Raw genomic sequence first — 18,306 nt, 5'->3', positions numbered from 1 at the left:
GCCCTTTATACTACAGGTTAGGTTAAATTAACAACACATCAAAGCGCTGCAATTTGCTCCATATTCGCTTTAATCTTCGCTAACTGGTCAGCAAATTCAGCAAGTTTCACTTTCTCGCCTTCAACCACTGCAGCAGGTGCTTTCGCTACAAAACCTTCATTGCCAAGTTTAGTGGCAATTTGGTCATGCTGTTTTTGCACTTTGTCTAAGTCTTTTTGCAGACGGCCCAATTCCGCTTTCGGGTCAATTAAGCCTTTCATTGGAACGAATACAGACACATGTCCGACTACAGATGACGATGACAATGGCGGTTGTTCGCCATCAGCAAGGAAAGTAATGCTTTCAACTTTTGCCAATGCTTTGAACAATGGCTCAATACGAGCGATCTGCGCTTTTTCAGTATCAGTCGTGTTTTGAAGAAGAACAGGCAACAAGCGAGCATTACCTAAGCCCATTTCACCACGGATGTTACGTACCGCGCCAATCAAACCTTGCAGCCATTGCATATCTGCTTCAGCTTGTTCATTGATTTTCGCTTCATCGGTAACAGGGTACTGCGCCAACATAATCGTTTCGCCAGAGATGCCGAGTTTCGGTGCAAGCGTTTGCCAAATTTCTTCTGTTAGGTAAGGCATTAACGGATGCGCTAAACGCAAAGACGCTTCCATTACAGCAAGAAGAACACGGCGAACTTCCGCTTTACGCTCTTCAGAAACATTTTCATCGTTCAGAACTGGTTTGGTTAATTCTACATACCAGTCACAGTATTCATTCCAAATGAACTCGTAGATCGCTTGCGCAGCCAAGTCTAAACGGTAGGTTGAAAACGCTGTTTGCACCGCTTGTTCTGCTTTTTGCAGACGGCTCACGATCCACTGTTCAGGCAATTCCCAAAGGTCTTGACGAACTTCAGTACCAATGGTTTGGCCTTCAATATTCATCATTACGAAACGCGTTGCATTCCAGATTTTATTGGCAAAGTTACGGTAGCCTTCAACACGCTTCATGTCGAACTTAATGTCACGGCCTGTATTGGCAAGCGCGCAGAAAGTGAAACGAACAGCGTCAGTACCGTAAGATTGAATGCCTTCAGGGAATTCTTTACGCGTTGATTTTTCAATCTTCGATGCCTGTTTCGGGTTCATCAAACCTGTTGTACGTTTTTGTACTAAAGTTTCAAGATCCACACCGTCAATCAAATCTAATGGGTCAAGCACGTTGCCCTTAGATTTAGACATCTTCTGACCTTCACCGTCACGCACCAAACCGTGTACGTATACAGTTTTGAACGGCACTTGCGGCGTACCGTCTTCATTCTTCATAAAGTGCAGCGTAAACATAATCATACGTGCAACCCAGAAGAAGATGATGTCAAAACCAGTCACCAATACATCCGTCGGGTGGAAAGTATTTAAGAAATAGTTTTCTGCATCTTTTTTCGCGTCGCCAGTCCAGCCCAATGTTGAGAAAGTCCACAGCGCAGAAGAGAACCATGTATCGAGTACATCTTCGTCTTGATCCAATTGCACATCCGCAGGGATGCCATTTTTCTCACGAACTTCAGCTTCGTTACGGCCCACATAGATGTTGCCATCTGCGTCATACCAAGCAGGAATGCGGTGGCCCCACCACAATTGACGCGAGATGCACCAGTCTTGAATGTTGTTCATCCAAGCCATGTACATGTTGCTGTATTGCTCAGGGACAAATTTGATGTCGCCGTCTTTCACTGCTTTAATTGCAGGTTCAGCCAATGGTGCAATTTTTACATACCATTGATCCGTCAGTAACGGCTCAACGATCACGCCCGAACGGTCACCGCGAGGCGGTTTCAGTGTATACGGTTGAATTTGGTCTAACCAGCCTTCCGCTTCCGCTTGTTCGACTAGCTTTTTACGCGCTTCAAAACGCTCTAAGCCAATGTAGTCTGCAGGGGCAGGGATGGTTTTAGAAATTTGTTCGCCCGCTTTTGCGATGTATTCAAACTCAGCCAGCACTTCAGCATTTTTGTTGAAGATGTTGATGATTGGCAATTCGCAGCGTTTGCCGACTTCATAGTCATTGAAGTCGTGCGCAGGGGTGATTTTTACACAGCCTGTACCAAATTCTTTGTCTACATATTCATCTTTAACGATAGGAACAGCACGGCCTGTAATCGGCAGGATGATGTTTTTGCCAACCAATGCAGCATAGCGTTTATCATCTAGGGCAACCGCAACGGCTGTATCGCCAAGCAATGTTTCAGGACGAGTGGTTGCAACCACAATGTGGTCTTTGCCGTCGTGAGTACGCAGTGACTTGTCTTCAAAGAAGTATTTGAAGTGCCACAATGAACCCGCTTCTTCTTTATCCGATTCAACTTCTAAGTCAGAAAGGGCAGTCTGCAGTTTAGGGTCCCAGTTTACAAGGCGCTTGCCGCGGTAGATCAAGCCTTCTTCATGAAGTTTTACAAACACTTCTTTAACCGCGTTTGAAAGGCCTTCATCCATAGTGAAGCGTTCACGAGACCAGTCTACAGATGAACCTAAACGGCGGATTTGGTTGGTAATGTTGCCGCCCGATTGTTCTTTCCATTCCCACACTTTTTCGATGAACTTTTCACGGCCCAAGTCATGACGGCTGACACCTTGCGCGCCCAGCTGGCGCTCAACCACCATTTGCGTTGCAATACCGGCATGGTCAGTCCCTGGCTGCCATAAAGTATTTTTACCCGACATGCGGTTGTAGCGGGTAAGGGCATCCATGATGGCATTGTTGAAACCATGACCCATGTGCAAATTGCCTGTGACGTTAGGCGGCGGAATCATGATGCAGAATGATTCTCCTTTTTTAGAGGGCTTAAAGTAGCCGCGTTCTTCCCAAGTCTTGTACCATTTTTTCTCGATCTCGGTAGGATCGTAGGTCGTAGCAATATTTTGCGCTGAATCAGTCATAGTCTAAACAGATCAAAAGTAGATAAAAAATTGCATCTATTGTAGCAAAAAAAAACGGGGTTTAGGCACTTTGCGCGCATGGAAACTTTATCCGTTTGCAGCCTGAAAATAAGAACCAGTTGGCAGTTTTCATCTAAGGCTTTATGATAGGGGCAGATATAAGCGCAAGGTTCGCAGCACATTATAAAAAAAGGAGTTCAGTGCATGAGTTATTCTATCTCTTTGAAAATTTTGCCGGAAACACATCAGCGTTTTACCGATTTGCATCGAAAGCTGAATGCAGGAGATCAAGAAAGCCTGGCAAAGCCGCTCGGGGAGAATTTGGCGGATATTGCCTGTGAAATTATTGATCAGGTCTTTGGCAATATTGCCAAAATGTCGACCTCTGGGGATCATGAATCTGAAAAAGTAATTCAGCAGATTTTAGACACCACCCGTAAATATATGCCATGGTCGGTCTCATTTTTCGCTAATGAGCGTCTGGTGCCGATGGTGAATTATCTGCGTGATTTGACCATAGAGAAGAACGGGCATTTTTATGTGACCTATCCCATAGACCATAGCTTGGCCAATGAGCTGCTGGGGCATGTCGAGAAAATGAAAGACGGCAACAATGCCTGCGTTCCGCCGGCATTAAAAGCATTTACAGAAGTGGTGGATCAAGGGGTCACGCATTTAATCCGCGAGCCGAAAAAAATGCTGAAATTTAATGTGGTGGTGGATAAAACGCTCAATGGCGTGATTCATGTGACGACCCAGCTGGGCTATAAGCGTTTTGATAAATTGGGTAAAATTTATGATGCCAACTCGATAAGCGGTTATTTTGACCACTTTTTGGTTTTTTTGAATAATGAGCAGACGCAAAAAAACGATTAAACTGCGGGATAGCAACTTTTTAATAAAACAATGATTTCATAAGGAATGCATCATGGCAAAGCTGGATGATTTAAAGGGTAAGGTCGTATGGATTACAGGCGCTTCATCCGGTTTGGGCAAAGCCTTGGCGCAGGAATGCGCTTTGCAGGGCGCGCAAGTGGTGTTGACGGCGCGCCGTTTTGAGGAGCTGGAAAATGTCCGGGTCGGTTTGCTGAACCCGGATCAGCATGTATCTATTCCAGCCGATATTACCGACGAGGGCCAAGTCCGCCATGCCTATGAAAAAGTGCTGGAATGCAAGAGCCGAATTGACTGGCTGGTGAATAATGCAGGCTTAAGCCAGCGCGCTTTGATTGCCGACACCACCATGCAGACTGAACGCGCCATTATGGAAGTGGATTATTTCTCTCAAGTCTTTTTAACCAAAACCGTATTGCCAGCTTTCTTAAAGCAAAAATCCGGACGCATTGTCTTTGTGTCCAGTGTGGCTGGTTTATTAGGCACGCAATACCGCGCATCTTATTCTGCAGCCAAAGCGGCGATTCACATGTGGGCCAATAGCTTGCGTGCAGAAGTTGCTGACGACGGGGTAAATGTTTCGGTAATTTTCCCGGGTTTTGTTAAAACCAATGTGTCGATTAATGCGCTCAATGGTGAGGGCAAGGCGCAGGGCTATGATAATGAAGCAACAGCCAATGGTTTGGAAGCCGATGAATTTGCGCAAATGACAGTAAAAGCATTGCTGAAAGGTGAGGAATATATTGTTGTCGGCGGCCGTAAAGAAGTCTTGGGGACTTGGGTCTCGCGTTTATCGCCAAGCATGCTGTATAAAATGATCCGTAAAGCGCAGGTGAAGTAAATTTAAAAGGCGGGAGGAAAGCCACTTCCACCTGCCTTTAGGGATCATGCTGTTCCCATATTCCATCCCCGATGTTTTGATAGGGGAACAGAGCAGCCCTACTTACTGATGTTATTTAAATAGTTTAAGAACAATTCCGCATTTTTCCCACGCACTTGCCAGGACATACAGCGCACACCGCCGCCCATATGACAGACATGAGAAGACTGTACAGGAATCACGGTGCGTTTGGTTACGCTGCGAATTTGCCGTAAAGCGACAGCATCCTCTTTAATACCAAATTGCGGGAAGTAAATCCGATCAGGCGTAACTAACATGTTGGTGTATAAGCCACATGCAGAACCAAATTTTTCATCGTAGATTTCGCTACCGTCATAAGGCGTGATGATTTCATGAATTTTAACATTGGGAAGGCCGCGCTTTAAATCTGCTTTAAGCTGCTTGGCATAGTCAGGATTATCTGGGTAGGAATTAATCACCAAGGTGTTTTGGTCGACAAAGCTGACTACGCCATCGGCATGTTCCAAGCCCCCTTGTTCATCGGCTTCAATGAACGCAATCTGCTTGGCACCAGTCAATGCCATGAGTTTTTTACGGGCTTCGCTTTCAGTGAGCTTGTTATCCGCTAGGAATTTGGTGCTGAGGACGACATTGCCATAACCATCTTCAACCCAGTTTCCGCCATCATTCAACAGTTTGCTTTGAATAAACTGTAAGCCTGCCTTTTGGCTGTAGTATTTAAACTCGTCCTGCACTTCATCTGAAATGGCCTGAGCTTTTTTAGCGCCACCTTGTCCTGCGGCCGTGTAGCGGAACATGACAGGCTGGGCTGGATTGGCACTGGTGAAGTCGCGCATCCAAATATCATGCATCGGCGCGATCGCCACATGTTTTTTGCCCAAGGCTTTGACATAGTCGGGGTAGAGATGTTTATCCGCCAGAACAACGACATTGTCTCCGTTTTTAATAATTTTTTTTGCATAATCGACATGAAAATCGAAAATATCATCAATCATTTTTGCATAGTAAGCATCATTGCTTTGAGGGGATGCCAGTACAATTAATTCAGCTTTGGCTGCAAGTGGAAGCATAATAAGTACACTCATACTTATTTTCAGTGCTAAAGATTTCATTATCTGTGGCCTCTTTGCAGTGTAGGTGATGTCCATTTTTATTGTGTTCAGTGTAGAGCGTTATGCTCTAGCGAGAAATCTGCCATCAAGGTGTGCGGTAGAAGGTGAGAGAGCATGAGCTATTTTGAAAGCTCATGCTGTTTGAGTTTAGTGAATGGATGATGGGTAAATAGTCGCTATTTAAGGACCTTGAATGGCGGTCCCATATGCAAAGACTTCAATCATGCCGCCTTGCATGCCTAATTCAGTGGTGCTCAAACGCAGCCCCATGATATGGGTGGCGCCCATTTTTTCAGCTTCCAGTTTTAAACGCACGACAGCTTCACGGCGCGCGCGGTCAACGACACTTTCATAGCTGGTCAGGCGGCCGCCGAAAAAGTTCTGAATATTGGCAATCACATATTTAAAATAATCATGCGAGATTACCACATTGCTTGAAACCAGCTGACCTAAATGCTCACTGGTTTTGAAGCGGTTATTGTCTATGCGGATGTAGGCCAAGCGCCGTTCCTGCAGCTCCAATTCGTTTAAATGCTTGCGTTCTGCATGGCGGCCGAAAGCCCATCCCACCGTAAACAAAATCACAAAAACAAGGACTTTAAATAAAAAAGCATCCATCGCTTTAGCCTTGGGCAGGGAAAGGGTCAGCCAGTTTCGGCATATTGGCTTCCGCCCGCACGGCAGTGCCGTAAACAAATAATTCAGATGCGCCTTGCGCAATGTTTGAGGTCGAAAAACGGATGCCGACAATGGCATTGGCGCCTAAGCCGCGGGCTTTTTCAATCATGCGGCTCATGGCTTCTTGGCGTGACTCTTCCAGCAGTTCGGTATAGCCTTTGAGTTCGCCGCCGACAATGTTTTTCAGCCCAGCCATAAAGTCGCGGCCAGCGTGTTTGCTGCGCACGGTGCTGCCATAGACAACATCCAATTGCTGGGTAATGGTATGTCCAGGCACAGTCTCAAGATTGCTTAAAATCATAGGGTGATTCATGTGTGTATTTTAGATGCATTGAAGATAGGCAATGTATTGAATAAAAGCAAGATTGCTGATTGATAAATCAGCTGGGCAATAAAAAAGCCCACCGGAGTGAGCTTGTTTATGTTTTAAGCAATCTGCTTATTTCGCGGCATCTGCCTTGCGTTCAGCGGTAGAGGGCTGCTGTTGAACAGCATCGCCGCTATTGGCTTTAATGCCGCCGCCTAAAGATTTATACAGTTCAACTTGGCTGTTTAAATTGCCTTGTTCAAGCAACAGCAAGCCTTGTTCAGCGGCATATGAGGTACGCTGCGCGTCCAATACGGTTAAGTAGCTGTCGATCCCTGCACGGAAGCGGGCATTCGACAGTTTGTAAGTTGTATTGGTCGCATCCACCAAGCGGCGCTGGGCAGACAAGCGGTCACCAATGTTTTGGCGCACAGCCAAAGCATCGTTGACTTCACGGAATGCAGACTGAATTGATTTTTCATAATCAGACAGCGCAATTTGCTGCTCTGTTTCTGAAATTTTGATGTTGGCTTTGCGTGTGCCCCAGTCGAAGATTGGAATATCTAGGCTTGGCCCTAAGCCCCAGACAAAACTGCCTGATTTAAACAAATCACTCAAATCAGTCGATGCATAACCCGCAGTGCCGGTCAGGCTGATGGTCGGGAACAGGCGCGCTTTGGCTGCGCCAATGTTTGCGCCAGCTGCAGACAGTTTGTATTCCGCTGCGCGCACATCAGGACGGTTGTTCAGCAAGTCGCTTGGCAAGCCAGAGCCGATAGCGCTGGCTGAGGTAATGCGGGTGACCCGCTGATTTGGCATCAGGTTGTCAGGCACTTGCTGGCCGACCAGAAGATTCAGCAAGTTTTTCGCTTGCGCCACTTGAGTCTTATAGTTTGCAACGTCATTGCGGGCGGTTTCTACAGAGATTTGCGCCTGGCGAACAGGAACTTCACTGTCAATGCCGACATCAAAACGTTTTTTGTTCAGATTGTAAGATTCAAGCTGTGTTTTTAACGTTTGATCAGCCAGTTTCAAATTTGCATTTGAAAATGAATAGCTGAGCCATGCTTGCGCAACTTGGCCGATCAATGCAATTTGAGTTGCATCGCGTGCGCTTGCAGTTGCAAGGTAGCTGTCCAAGGCATTGTCTTTTAAGCTGCGGACACGGCCCCATAAGTCCAGTTCATACGCTGTCACACCGAGGCCAACGTTATACGACGTAACTGGCTTTTGTGAGTTTAGGGTATCTTGGCGCAGCACACTGCCGCTTGCGCCAATGGTCGGCAGCTGGTTATTTTCAGTGATTTGGTATTGCTGCTGTGCGCGCTGAATGTTCAGGGCTGCAGTGCGCAAATCACGGTTGTTTGCCAGTGCTAAATCCAGAACTTGAACCAAACGCTGGTCTGAGAAAAAGTCCTTATAGCCTTGCTCTGCAGCAGAAGTGCCAGACGCGCTTGCTGTATAGCCTTGCGGAATGTTTGCTTGTGCTGCTGGTTCTGGACCGCGCATGCTTTGGCAGGCAGCCAAAGCAAGCGCAAGTGAAGAAACCGCAATGCTACGACCTGTAATAGACCATATATTTTGCATCACGATGTGTGCTCCTGATTATTTTGTTGTTTTGGTTTGTACTTAAAGATGCTTCGAATCCATACGTAGAACACAGGGATAAAGAAGATACCTAATAAGGTCGAGCTGATTACGCCGCCCAGTACGCCATAACCTACAGAGTGCTGGCTGCCTGCACCCGCGCCAGATGCTAACGCAAGCGGAAGTACACCAAAACCAAAGGCTAGGGTTGTCATGATGATTGGGCGCAAACGCATTCTTGCGGCATGCATTGTCGCTTCAAACAGATCTTCGCCTTTTTCCTGAAGTTCTTTCGCAAATTCTACAATCAAAATCGCGTTTTTGGCAGCCAAACCAATGACTGCTACGATCGCGACTTGGAAGTAGATGTTATTTGAAAGATTTGAATCTTTAAGCAATACCATGCCAAGGAAGGTTAATGCGACTGCACCGACAACACCTAGAGGGACAACTAAAAGTACAGAGAATGGAATTGACCAGCTTTCATACAGCGCAGCCAGGCACAGGAATACGATCAATAAAGACAGCGCGTAAATAATCGGCGCTTGAGCACCAGATTCACGCTCTTCAAGTGACAAGCCTGTCCATTCATAATCAAAGCCTTTTAGGCCCATAGACGGAAGTTTCGCAATGATTTCTTCCATCGCCGCCATTGCATCGCCAGAGCTGACACCCGGAGCAGGTGTGCCTTGAATGTTCATCGATGAAATGCCGTTATAGCGTTCCAGACGCGGTGAACCGTAAGTCCATTCGCCTGTTGCAAATGCCGAGAACGGAACCATGGTGCCTTGGTTGTTGCGGACATACCATTTATTCAGGTCTTCAGGCATCATGCGGGAATCCGCTTCGCCCTGAACATAAACTTTTTTCACGCGGCCGCGGTCAACAAAGTCATTGATGTAAGAACCGCCCCATGCCATACCCATTGTGGTGTTGATCTCAGAGATGCTCACACCCATAGCGCCAGCTTGCGCTTGGTCAACAATGATTTTGTACTGAGGGGTATCTTCCTGACCGTTCGGACGCACGCCAGTTAAGCGCTTGTCTTGTGCAGCCATGCCTAAAATGGCATTACGCGCATTTAGCAGCTGCTCGTGGCCTAAACCGCTTGAATCTTTCAGCTGCAGGTTAAAGCCAGCAGTCACACCCAATTCAGGCATTGCTGGAAGCTGCAATGGCATGATGTAAGAAGCATCTTTAACGATCATGTTCAATGCCATGCCGCGCTGAATAATCTTACCGATTTGAGCTTCCGGTGTGGTCCGGTCTTCCCAGTCTTTTAATTTAATAAAAGCTAAACCAGCATTTTGACCGACACCTGTAAACGAGAAGCCCGATACGCTGAATACGGATTCAACGTAATCTTTTTCCTTGTTCAGGAAGTAGTCAGTCATGGTGCTGATGGTTTTGTCTGTGCGGTCCAATGTCGCGTTTGGCGGCAATTGCACCAGTGTCATCACGACACCCTGGTCTTCATCCGGAAGGAACGAAGACGGCAGTTTAGTAAACAGAAGGCCTAAAACCACAATCACGGCGCCATACAGTAAGCCTGAAAACAGCTTATGGTGCGTCATGCGGTTTACGCCGTTTTGATACTTGCCGGCGACTTTGTCGAATGTTTCATTAAACCAGCGGAAGAAACGCGCAGGCAAGCTGTTGCTTGGCGCCGCATTTTTATCATGCTGTTTCAGGATGGTCGCACACAGGGCAGGGGTAAAGGTCAACGCGACAAGCAGTGACAGGACCATGGCTGTAACCAGCGTGATCGAGAACTGGCGGTAAATTACACCTGTGGTCCCGCTCATAAATGCCATTGGTACGAATACCGCTGACAGTACAGAAGTAATGCCGACCAATGCGCCGGAAATTTGCTTCATCGAGATCTCTGTGGCTTCCACAGGATCCAGATGCTCTTCGGCCATAATCCGTTCAACGTTTTCCACGACAACAATTGCATCATCGACCAGAAGGCCAATCGCAAGCACCATGGCAAACATGGTGAGCGTGTTGATAGAGAAGCCGAAGACATTAATAACAGCAAATGTGCCCAATACTACGACTGGCACAGCCATTGTTGGAATGATGGTCGCGCGCCAGTTCTGCAAGAACAGGAACATGACCAGGAATACAAGAATCACCGCTTCAACCAAGGTGTGAACCACACTCTCAATTGACAATTGAATGAACGGCGTTGTATCAAATGCAAGTTTGTCCTGCATGCCTGTCGGGTAGTTTTTACGAAGGTCTACAAGGCGGGCTTCAACTGCAGCGGCTGTATCTAAGGCATTCGCGCCAGTAGCGAGCTTGATGGCCACACCGCCGGCAGGTTTGCCGTTGAATTTGGAGTCAAACTGATAGTTGTCTGCACCCAATTCGACGCGGGCAACATCGCCCAAACGCACTTGTGCGCCGCTTGTTGTGTTTTTCAAGAAGATGTTTTTAAATTCTTCAGGCGTTGTCAGCAGGCTTTGCGCATTCACAGTTGCGTTCAGCACTTGGCCTTGCACAGACGGTGCGCCGCCCAGTTGGCCGACAGCCACTTGAGCATTTTGCGTTTTCAATGCTGCGGCGATATCGCTTGGCGTTACTTGAAGGCTTGCCATTTTGGCAGGATCCATCCAAATGCGCATCGCATATGAACCGCCGAATACCTGTACTTCACCGACACCGGCAACACGGCTGAGCGGTTCTGAAATATTCGAGTTTACATAGTCTTTAATGTCATCTGCAGATAAGCTGCTGTCAGGCGAATAGAATGCAATAACTTGCAGGAAGCTTGCGCCTGATTTAGTGACTTTTACCCCTTGACGCTGAACATCTTCAGGCAAAAGCGCAGTTGCAGACTGTAATTTGTTCTGCACCTGAACTTGCGCGATATCCGGATCAACACCTTGGTTAAAGTTCAGCTGAATAGAAGCCTGGCCATTGCCTGCGCTGTTTGATGAAATATAGCGCAGACCGTCAAGGCCATTCATTTGCTGTTCGATGATCTGCGTTACTGTATTTTCAACAGTCGCTGCAGATGCACCTGGATAAGTTGCAGAAATCGTTACCGTTGGCGGGGCAATGGTTGGATACTGCGCGATAGGCATTTTTGTCAGCGTGAGAATACCCGCCAGCATAATGACTAACGCAATCACCCAAGCAAAAATTGGGCGATGGATAAAGAATTGAGCCATTCAGTCTACCCCTTATGAATTTGAAGTAGCTTTTTGTTCAGGCTTGGCAGCAGCTTGAGCAGCTGGTTTTGCTTGGCCAGCGGCGCCTTGAGCAGCTTGAGGCTGGTAAGGTTTAGCTGTAACTTGCTGTTCAGGCTTCACTTTCGCAATGCCGTCTACAATGACTTTATCGCCGGCTTTTAAGCCGTCAGTGACAATCCAGTCTTTGCCTTGAACGCCAACAGTGGTTACTGGGCGGGATTCAACAGCGCCTTTTGCATTTACTAACATAGCCATTGCTTGGCCAGTCGGTGTGCGGGTAAGCGCGGCTTGCGGAATCAGGTACGCATTTGGAATAACGGCCTGTACAATTTTTGCGTTCGCGAACATGCCTGGAAGCAGCAAGTGGCTCGGGTTGGAAAATACGGCACGCAAAGTGACTGTGCCTGTATCTGGATTCACGCTGGCATCAGAGAATGCTAAACGGCCTTCCACAGGGTAGTCACTGCCATCTTCCAGCTTCAGCTGCACTTTGGTGTTGTTGCTGCTGTCCACTGCGCCTTTGCTCAGCTGCTGACGCAAGCGAAGCAATTCTGCGCTGGACTGGTTGATATCCACATAGATTGGATCTAAGCGCTGAATGGTCACCAGCGGTTCTGCCTGATTGGCGGTTACCAATGCGCCGACAGTGACTGTTGAGCGGTTGGTTTGACCTGAAATTGGCGCACGGACAGTTGAATAGCCCAAGTTGATTTGCGCATTCTTTAAGACCGCTTGGTTAGCATTCAGCGTTGCTTCAGCCAGTTTTACCTGACCGACAATATCGTCATACTCTTGCTTAGAAATGGCATTTGAACCCACCAACTGGCGGTAACGCCCTTCTTTTACACGCAGAACATTTAAATTTGCTTCAGCGCTGGCAATCGCCGCGCGCGCATTGTCAACATTCGCACGGTTTGAGCTGGAATCGATCTCGTAAAGCGCTTGGCCTTCACGGACATAGCTGCCTTCAGCAAATAGACGTTTCAGAACGACACCGCTGGTTTGCGGCCGCACTTCAGAAATTTCATATGCTGTAGTGCGGCCTGAAAGTTCTACAGACTGTTCTACGCTTTGCGGCTGGGCAACAAGCACGCCAACTTCAGTTGGAGGCATCTGCTGAGCAGCGCCAGCTTGCTGTGCGTCTTTTGGATCTTTGCTACAACCGACAAGTGCAATACTTGTTGCTAATGCGCAAGCAGTCAGGGCAGGAGCCCAAAGCTTTGCAGACATCATTCTTTCACCTCTATATTAGATTTTTATCTAAAATTATTTATTTAGGCTGCTGGTATTTTACGAGTGCGAAATACAGCAGCGTGATCCAAATAAAACTTATGCTCCAGCCAGAAAAGACATCGGAAGGAAAATGCACGCCGGCATAGACTCTTGAAATGCCCATCAGCAAAATCCATAGACTTGCAATGAGGCAGATCAGTTTATGCCGTGGATGCTGCTGGGAAATGTACATCGCCAAACAGCCTAAAGCAGCCGCATAAAGGCTATGTCCACTTGGAAATGAATCTCCATAGGTTTTCACCAAGAAATACATTTCAGGTGGACGCGGTCTAGAGACGAAATACTTAAGCACCCAAGCGATGCAAATACTTCCAACCAATCCTATACTGATAAAAACAATATCTGAATATTTTTTATACCATGCTTGGCGTAAACACCATAGTGTGGCTAAAAATAATACAAATGGCATGCCGCCTGCGATAGAAAACCCTTGAGCTGCGATATTTAAGACAGGGGTTCTGTGTTCGTACATCCATGCCACAGCGCCTAAATCATAAGCGCTAAAGGCAGGTGATTTGTATAGCAACATACTGATTGTCAATGATAACAAACTCAGGAAAAGCAAGAGTTTCGGCATGCTTGAATCCTTGTTGTTTTATAAGGAACAAGTCCGAATAAATTAAGTGGTAAAGTGTACTCATCAGTACACTTTATTTCAAGTGTGTGTAAATTATGCTAATTTCTTTTTTGTGTTTTTTTAACACTTGATAATATAAATTAACAATTTTTTTAATGACTTTACTTCTGCCCATGGGATGAATCTTCAATTTCCAAAGGCTGTTTCGGCGGCCAGAAAAAGTCGCTAGGGCGGGTCAGGAAATGCGTCAGCACCAATTTTGCCAAGGGTTTCCATTGCTCAAAGCGCACACGGCGCGCCCGCAGCGCCACAATAATGGTGAGGGTAAAGCTGACAAATAAGTTGGTCAGGCCGATGCACAGCACTCCTAAGAACGAGACAATCGCCAAGCCGATTTCAGGTCCGCCATTGATGCACATCAAACCCTGAATAAAGTTGGCGGATGCAAAGGCAATATGGCGGATATCCAGCGGCAAGCCGAGAATATACCCCAGCGTTCCCATGCTGCCGAGCATGATGCCAAATAAGAAGTTGCCTGCCAAAGCCCCTAAATTGCGTTCGATATAAGCCGCGAATGCATTTAAACGCTCTTGCCCCATGATTTCCCTAAGCGCAGGGTGGGCTTGAATGCGCGGCCCGACTTTGCGGTAAATGGCCATGTTGTCAAAATATCCGGCCAGCAAGCCAGACAAGAACAAGCAGACGCCGGCAATCGCAGCATGCGGTATCGCCAGTGAGGTAAAGGGGTCTAAGCTGTGCAGCAGGTGAGAGGCTTTGGCATGGCTCAGCAAAGGCTCATGCATGGCGGCTTGCCAAAAATAAGTAATCAGTGCGGCCGTTGGAATCGCAATTGAGATATTGCCCAAAATGGCGATAAATTGGGTTCGTATAATATTGATAATCAGCGCAGCCAATTCTGCTATTTGCGCATTTTTTGAGCCTTTCCGGTGTTGCACCGTGGCCGCCAATGCGGCTGCAGTCATTGCCGGCTGTTTGGTCGCGACGGTAAAATGCAGCACATGAATCAGCATAAAGCCAAAAGAGTAGTTCATGCTGAACAGAAAGGCCTGCATCAGCGGCGCCAATGTTAAGCGGGCTGCCAGAATTTTCAGTGACGCCATGACCGCGATGATAACGCCGGCGCCAGCAGCAGCTTTATACATGGCAATAAAGCCCTTTTTATCGCTGCTGACGTAATGTTCGCCTGTCTTGCTGGCATTCTCGGTGACTTGCAGCGCCATCAACTCACTGTTTGTCGCTAATAAAGAACGGACGCTGCGTTCACTATACAGGGCGTCGGTAACATCAACCAGCAATGCGCCAATCGAGCTGTAGCGGACATCATCTTCTTCCACAATCAGGTTCAGCAGAATTTCAATGCGTTCCAAACATTGTTCCAGTAACGACAGTAAATAAGTCAGGCTGACGCTGACCCCGCTGCGCTTGGTGGCTCTGCGGATTTTAAGCGTTACTTCACGGCATTGATCCAGCATCACCAGCGCTTGCGATGCATCTGGTGGCTCGACGGCGCTCATTTGCTCCGCATTTTGGTGCAGATGCTTATATTGCTGAATAAACTCATTAATTTCACGGTTCTGAACTAAAAACGGCGATTCATACTCGGTCAATTCTGGGTGCGCATTGATAAATTCAGGGTATAAGCCGATGCCGCTGACACGGTATGACAAAATTGTGATGGCTTTAATCAATTCACGGCGGATTTGCTTTTTTTCATCCTGATTGCCATGGCCTTGATTGAACAGCCTAAACAGATTTTGCCATTCTGCATCGTCAATTTCATCCAGCCAGTATTTATCGCTGCGCTGATGAAAAACTTGACGCAATAGTTCCTGCAGCTGGCTTTCGTCATGAATTAAAGGTAAAAAGTGGGCGCCCAAACGCTGCATCAGCTGATTAAAGAATCCATCTAAAGACAGAATTCCGGTATCCGCATAGAGGCTGGTTTGCTTATAGCGGCTAATTAATTTAAGAACAAAACTTTGCAGCGTAGAGGCGGCATCCGGCGTCAACAATAAGGCTGTGTAAAAGGCTTTAAATTTTTGATGTATTTCTTCTGTGTTTTTGGTGTCTGCTGGTCGGATGCGGTTCACCAGCTCGATCAATAGATTGTGATCCAGCACAGCCTGACGGGTGTCAAGCTGGTGCTGCATTTGCAGGAATAAATCATTCAATTTTATATGCATAAGCAAGCGGTTACGATTCTTTAGTTTATTGAATGCGGTGCAATGCCAAATTTGCGAGATTAATCAGCGCTTGGCGGTATTCACTGTCAGGAAGCGCATTCAATGCATCCAGCGCTGCGTTGGTTTCTTCGGTGGCGCGCCGGCTGCAGTAATCCAAGGCGCCAGAAGTCTGAACTATGGAAATTACCCGTTCTAAGTCTGCCGTGCCGCCAGTAGCGATGCTGCGGCGGATTATGTCGTGCTCTTCACCAGAGGTATTCTTCAGTGCAGAGATTAAAGGCAAAGTGGGTTTGCCTTCCATTAAATCATCACCGATATTTTTACCTAATGTTTCAGCATCTGAGGTGTAATCTAAAATATCATCAATGATTTGAAAGGCATTGCCAAAGTGGCCGGCAAATTTTCGCAGCGGCTCGCGGTATTCGGGTTTACCTGAAAGAATAGCTGCGCCTTCTGTTGCCAATTCAAACAGGCGTGAAGTTTTGCCGTGAATAATATCTAAATAGGTCTGTTCCGTAGTATCCGGCTGATGCTGAGACTGCAGCTGCAAGACTTCGCCTTCTGCAATTTCACAGGTGCCAGTAGAAAAGTCTTTCAGCAGCACCATGTCATTCAGGTCGACCAGCAGGTCGAATGCGCGTGAAATCAGGAAGTCTCCGACCAAAACCGCAGTCTGGTTATTCCAGGTGGCATTGGCTGTCGGGCGCCCGCGGCGCAAGCCTGATTCATCGACAACATCATCATGCACCAGGGTTGCAGTATGCAGCATTTCAATAATGGCGGCTAATTTGCGGTGCTCTGCGATGTCTTCTGCGCCGCAGGCTTTGGCGGCAAGTAAGCACATAATGGGACGCATGCGTTTGCCGCCAGCTTCAACCACATGTTTGCTGACGGCCATGACTAAAGCAACTTTTGAGGTAATCCCTTCATTGATAAATTTGTCCATCGCGGCAAAGTCAGTAGCAACAGGAGCGAGAATGTCTTGCTTGAAGTCGATGGTCATGTGAAGAAGAACCTCAGTAATTTTGAATTGCCACTATAGTTTAGCAATTTCGTATAATAATTACAGATATGAAGCTCGGCGGCTGATTTAAAATTAGATGATAATTTTAAATCAGGCTAAGTTCAGATCACCTGATGTGAATATAAAATGCTGAGTGAAGTAAGTCTGGCTGGCATTTTGTGATTCATCTTAAGCCTTATAGTAGCGAATTGATTTTAAAAATCTATTTGAATTTTTGAAAGATGTTTTCTGCAGTTGCGCGAATGTGCAGGCGCTAAAAATATTTGTTTATAAAACAGCCGCTGCTTTTGGATAATTTTTTGTGCAAATGGCTTGTTGTTTTTATGCAGATCGCTTAAAATCCTTGCCCTTGTATGACCCCAGTGGCGATCGTCTTAAGATCGGTATATTCCTTTACCGGCACGGCGACACGGGCATGTTTGGAGTACATTATGTACGCAGTTATCCAGAGCGGTGGTAAACAACACCGTGTGGTTGAGGGTGAAACCCTTAAAGTAGAATTATTGAAAGCTGAAACTGGCGCAACAATTACGTTTGATGACGTGTTGATGCTTGTTAACGGTGACAGCATTCAAATCGGTGCTCCAGTTGTTGCTGGCGCTACTGTTACTGCTGAAGTAGTTAGCCATGGTCGTCACGACAAAATCCGCATTATCAAAATGCGCCGTCGTAAACACTATCGTAAACAACAAGGTCACCGTCAATGGTTCACTGAGTTGAAAATTACAGCTATTTCAGGCTAATTACGAGGAGTAAATAGACATGGCAACTAAAAAAGCCGGTGGTTCGACTAAAAACGGTCGTGACTCGAATCCTAAAATGTTAGGTGTTAAAATGTACGGCGGTCAATCTGTGACTGCTGGTAACATTATCGTTCGTCAACGTGGTACAGAATTCCACGCTGGTGCAAACGTAGGTATGGGCCGTGACCATACTTTGTTCGCTACTGCTGACGGCGTAATCAAATTCGAAGTGAAAGGCCAATTCGGTCGTCGCTACGTATCTGTTGAAGTTTAAGCTTTAATAGAAAAAAACCCGCAAATTTTGCGGGTTTTTTTTTGCCAAACAAATCATTCCAAAAAGATTTATTTCAATAAAACAAATAAAAATTCACAAGAAAAATAAATAATAACCTGAAATCTTTACTAATAATTAAATCTCTAAAGTGTAATTAAATGTGATTTACGTCACATAAATGAATGTGTGTAATAGGAGGGGAGAAGTACAAAAAAAGGATAAGGACATGAATAGAATATTAAGAAAAGTATTCATAAATACCTGCTCCAAAAGTAGGAAACTTCCTGAAAATGGTTTGAGAGTTACAGGGCTTGAAGATTCAACTCATTTCTCAAACAGCATGATGCGTGAACCAAAACCACATTCACCAGTTGCGCAAGCAATGCCTAAAATGCTGGCTGTAAGCATTCTATTTGCAATCGGCAGTGCGGCATGGGCAGGAAACAGCATAGATCCTGTTATTGCGGATAATTCTTGCCATACGGGATGCAGCTCAGGCCATGATGGTCACGGCGGCAGCGGTGGCGGGCATGAAAATGGGCAAGGTGGCCATGGCGGTGGCGGACAGGGTGGTCATAATGATCACGGCAACGGCAACGGCAACGGCAACGGCAACGG

15 protein-coding genes are annotated in these 18,306 nt (G+C 46.6%); 5 read left to right on the top strand and 10 right to left on the bottom strand.

Annotated features, from left to right (window positions below; genetic code table 11):
• Positions 1-38 precede the first annotated feature (38 nt).
• Entirely contained in the window at positions 39-2,933 is a 2,895-nt protein-coding gene (locus F941_RS11830) for a valine--tRNA ligase (protein WP_005011560.1), read from the bottom strand.
• Between the two features lie 204 nt (positions 2,934-3,137).
• On the opposite strand from F941_RS11830, the gene F941_RS11825 reads away from it, so the two are divergent.
• Together F941_RS11825 and F941_RS11820 are read left to right on the top strand one after the other, a co-directional pair.
• The gene (locus tag F941_RS11825; protein ID WP_005011559.1) at positions 3,138-3,809 is read left to right on the top strand and encodes a hypothetical protein; all 672 of its coding nucleotides are present in this window, start codon (positions 3,138-3,140) and stop codon (positions 3,807-3,809) included.
• Positions 3,810-3,861: 52 nt separating this feature from the next.
• Positions 3,862-4,668 (top strand): SDR family oxidoreductase, encoded by an 807-nt coding sequence (locus F941_RS11820; RefSeq protein ID WP_005011556.1) that lies wholly within the window; start codon positions 3,862-3,864, stop codon positions 4,666-4,668.
• A 98-nt stretch (positions 4,669-4,766) separates the two neighbouring features.
• Here the strand turns inward: F941_RS11820 and F941_RS11815 are convergent, their stop codons facing one another.
• The 9 genes from F941_RS11815 to sdsA form a co-directional block, all read right to left on the bottom strand.
• On the bottom strand, positions 4,767-5,801 hold the full coding sequence (locus F941_RS11815) for an agmatine deiminase family protein (protein ID WP_005011550.1): 1,035 nt from the start codon (positions 5,799-5,801) through the stop codon (positions 4,767-4,769).
• A 180-nt stretch (positions 5,802-5,981) separates the two neighbouring features.
• Positions 5,982-6,419, bottom strand: coding sequence for a YbjQ family protein (locus tag F941_RS11810; protein WP_005011549.1), 438 nt, complete (start codon positions 6,417-6,419; stop codon positions 5,982-5,984).
• A gap of 4 nt (positions 6,420-6,423) precedes the next feature.
• The gene (locus F941_RS11805) at positions 6,424-6,780 is read right to left on the bottom strand and encodes a YbjQ family protein (protein WP_018573093.1); all 357 of its coding nucleotides are present in this window, start codon (positions 6,778-6,780) and stop codon (positions 6,424-6,426) included.
• 138 nt (positions 6,781-6,918) lie between these two features.
• Complete coding sequence (gene adeK, locus F941_RS11800) at positions 6,919-8,373, bottom strand: multidrug efflux RND transporter AdeIJK outer membrane channel subunit AdeK (RefSeq protein ID WP_005011547.1); 1,455 nt, start codon at positions 8,371-8,373, stop codon at positions 6,919-6,921.
• Positions 8,373-11,552 carry an efflux RND transporter permease subunit gene (locus tag F941_RS11795; protein ID WP_005011546.1) on the bottom strand — a complete coding sequence of 1,060 codons (3,180 nt, stop codon included), beginning with the start codon at positions 11,550-11,552 and terminating at the stop codon, positions 8,373-8,375. Before F941_RS11795 ends, adeK begins: the two co-directional genes overlap by 1 nt.
• 12 nt (positions 11,553-11,564) lie before the next feature.
• Positions 11,565-12,806, bottom strand: a complete 1,242-nt coding sequence (locus F941_RS11790; RefSeq protein WP_005011545.1) for an efflux RND transporter periplasmic adaptor subunit — start codon at positions 12,804-12,806, stop codon at positions 11,565-11,567.
• A 37-nt stretch (positions 12,807-12,843) separates the two neighbouring features.
• Entirely contained in the window at positions 12,844-13,443 is a 600-nt protein-coding gene (locus tag F941_RS11785; RefSeq protein ID WP_005011544.1) for a phosphatase PAP2 family protein, read from the bottom strand.
• 161 nt (positions 13,444-13,604) lie between these two features.
• A complete protein-coding gene (locus tag F941_RS11780; RefSeq protein ID WP_005011538.1) occupies positions 13,605-15,647 on the bottom strand; it encodes a site-specific recombinase in 2,043 nt (680 codons plus the stop codon).
• Between the two features lie 25 nt (positions 15,648-15,672).
• Positions 15,673-16,650, bottom strand: a complete 978-nt coding sequence (gene sdsA / locus F941_RS11775) for an All-trans-nonaprenyl-diphosphate synthase (RefSeq protein ID WP_005011536.1) — start codon at positions 16,648-16,650, stop codon at positions 15,673-15,675.
• Positions 16,651-17,102: 452 nt separating this feature from the next.
• Here sdsA and rplU point away from each other — a divergent pair, with 452 nt between their 5' ends.
• The 3 genes from rplU to F941_RS16680 form a co-directional block, all read left to right on the top strand.
• Positions 17,103-17,414: a 50S ribosomal protein L21 gene (rplU, locus tag F941_RS11770; protein WP_005011534.1), complete on the top strand. Its 312-nt coding sequence runs from the start codon at positions 17,103-17,105 to the stop codon at positions 17,412-17,414.
• A 19-nt stretch (positions 17,415-17,433) separates the two neighbouring features.
• Positions 17,434-17,688, top strand: a complete 255-nt coding sequence (gene rpmA / locus F941_RS11765) for a 50S ribosomal protein L27 (protein WP_005011531.1) — start codon at positions 17,434-17,436, stop codon at positions 17,686-17,688.
• A 226-nt stretch (positions 17,689-17,914) separates the two neighbouring features.
• Positions 17,915-18,306 (top strand): hypothetical protein (locus F941_RS16680; protein ID WP_005011529.1); only part of this gene is annotated, 392 nt, incomplete at its 3' end.

The organism is Acinetobacter bouvetii DSM 14964 = CIP 107468 (assembly GCF_000368865.1).
In the GTDB taxonomy this organism is placed as follows: Bacteria; Pseudomonadota; Gammaproteobacteria; order Pseudomonadales; family Moraxellaceae; genus Acinetobacter; species Acinetobacter bouvetii.
Note: the sequence above shows the minus strand (reverse complement) of the source record. Positions and strands in the feature narration are given on the sequence as shown.